The sequence below is a fragment of the Brevibacterium sp. NPDC049920 genome (assembly GCF_040656435.1).
GTDB classification, from domain to species: Bacteria; Actinomycetota; Actinomycetes; order Actinomycetales; family Brevibacteriaceae; genus Brevibacterium; species Brevibacterium pityocampae.
Map to the genome: position 1 here is coordinate 1 of NZ_JBFAMF010000031.1, position 1,365 is coordinate 1,365.

The 1,365-nt window shown below is 62.9% G+C and carries 2 protein-coding genes, 1 pseudogene and 1 other annotated feature; of the genes and pseudogenes, 1 reads left to right on the forward strand and 2 read right to left on the reverse strand.

What is annotated here, in order from left to right; all coding sequences use genetic code 11:
• Positions 1 to 31 precede the first annotated feature (31 nt).
• Positions 32 to 802, reverse strand: a complete 771-nt coding sequence (locus AB0I45_RS13875; RefSeq protein ID WP_345032017.1) for an IS3 family transposase — start codon at positions 800 to 802, stop codon at positions 32 to 34.
• Positions 722 to 838 (reverse strand) — a sequence feature (AL1L pseudoknot). (Overlaps the previous gene by 81 nt.)
• Complete coding sequence (locus AB0I45_RS13880) at positions 799 to 1,110, reverse strand: transposase (protein WP_137318392.1); 312 nt, start codon at positions 1,108 to 1,110, stop codon at positions 799 to 801. Its footprint overlaps the feature before it by 40 nt. Before AB0I45_RS13880 ends, AB0I45_RS13875 begins: the two co-directional genes overlap by 4 nt.
• Before the next feature lie 55 nt (positions 1,111 to 1,165).
• On the opposite strand from AB0I45_RS13880, the pseudogene AB0I45_RS13885 reads away from it, so the two are divergent.
• Positions 1,166 to 1,365 (forward strand): annotated as a pseudogene (locus tag AB0I45_RS13885) (IS5/IS1182 family transposase); the annotation flags it as partial.

The following is a 1,365-nucleotide window of genomic DNA, read 5'->3' on the forward strand; positions in this document are numbered from 1 at the left end:
AGGCACCCTGCGGGCCAATCGTAAGCAAGGGTCAGAACACTCCGGCCAGGACTACCTCATCCTTGCGGGACGCGGCAGAAACAGACTGACAATCGAAGGAATCGCCCCGCGAACCCACTGATGCCACGATCGCAGACTCAGCCAGCGTCTCGCCATAGCGAATCGAGCGGAACTGGACTCCGCGATCCGAGTGGTGAACGAGCCCGGATACATCGTGCCCGGCCCGGTACTTCGCCGCCAGAGCCATCGTGAGCGCGTCCCGGGCCAGGGATTCACGCATATGGTTCGTCACCTGCCAGCCGACGATCTCGCGATGGAACACATCGAGGATGAACGTCGTGTACACCCACCCCGAGCGCGTCGGCACATAGGTGATATCGGCCACCCATAAGCAGTTCGGTGCAGGCGCGGTGAACTCCCGCCAGGCGAGGTCCTCCGGGCACTCCTCGGCTCTGGCCGATGCCGTCTTGGGACGTTTGCGTTTGCGCCGCACCCCATCGATGCCCAGTCGGCGCATCAAACGCTCGACCGTGCAGCGGGCCACCGGCCCGAACCGGTCGGCGTGATCACGGTTGATCGCTTTCCACATCTTGCGCACTCCATAGCAGGAGTAGTTCGCTTCGTAGATGTCCCGGATGACGACCATGAGATCGCAGTCCCGAATAGCCCGGGCCGAGGGCCGGCGCAGTTTGTACGCGTAGTACGAGCTCACAGCGATCCGTGCAGCAGTCCCGCGCAGGACCCGCACGATCGGCTCGACTCCGAACTCGTCACGATTCTCGTCGATGAAGTCGACGATCACCTTGATGGGCGGTCGAGCTCCGCCGCGAAGAAAGCCGATGCTCTGCGCAGGATCTCGTTCGCTCGCCTGGCTTCGGCCAGCTCCGCCCGCAAGCGTCGGTTCTCCGATTCCAGATCCACAGACTCCGACGGTGTGATCCTGCCGGATTCCTTGTGCTTCCGCACCCACACGCGCAAGGTCTCCTTACTCAACCCGAGCTCTTTCGCGACCCGAGTAATCGAGCCGTTGGCAGTCGCGGGATCGGCCTGAGCGTGAATGACGAGCTCTACTGCACGAGCCCTGAGCTCGTCGGTGTACTTCACTGGCATGAGAGAAACTCCTTCTTCCAATCTCCCTGCCTCTATTATCCCCGGGGCGATTCACCTGCCCGAGACGTTCGGCAAGTGGCAGACGGTATGGACCTGGCATCGCCGGATGGCCGGCGACGGCACCTGGGACACCGCGCTGGCCCGCTTGACCGCTCACGCTGCCGGCCAGCTCGACTGGTCGCTGTCGGTGGACTCCACGATCGCGCGTGCTCATCAACACGCAACGAACATCACGCGCCTAAAAAAGGGACTCGT

What these genes read in the sequence shown, in the direction of transcription:
- AB0I45_RS13880 (WP_137318392.1), bottom strand. Translation starts at nt 1,110, where the DNA reads ATGCCAGTGAAGTACACCGACGAGCTCAGGGCTCGTGCAGTAGAGCTC.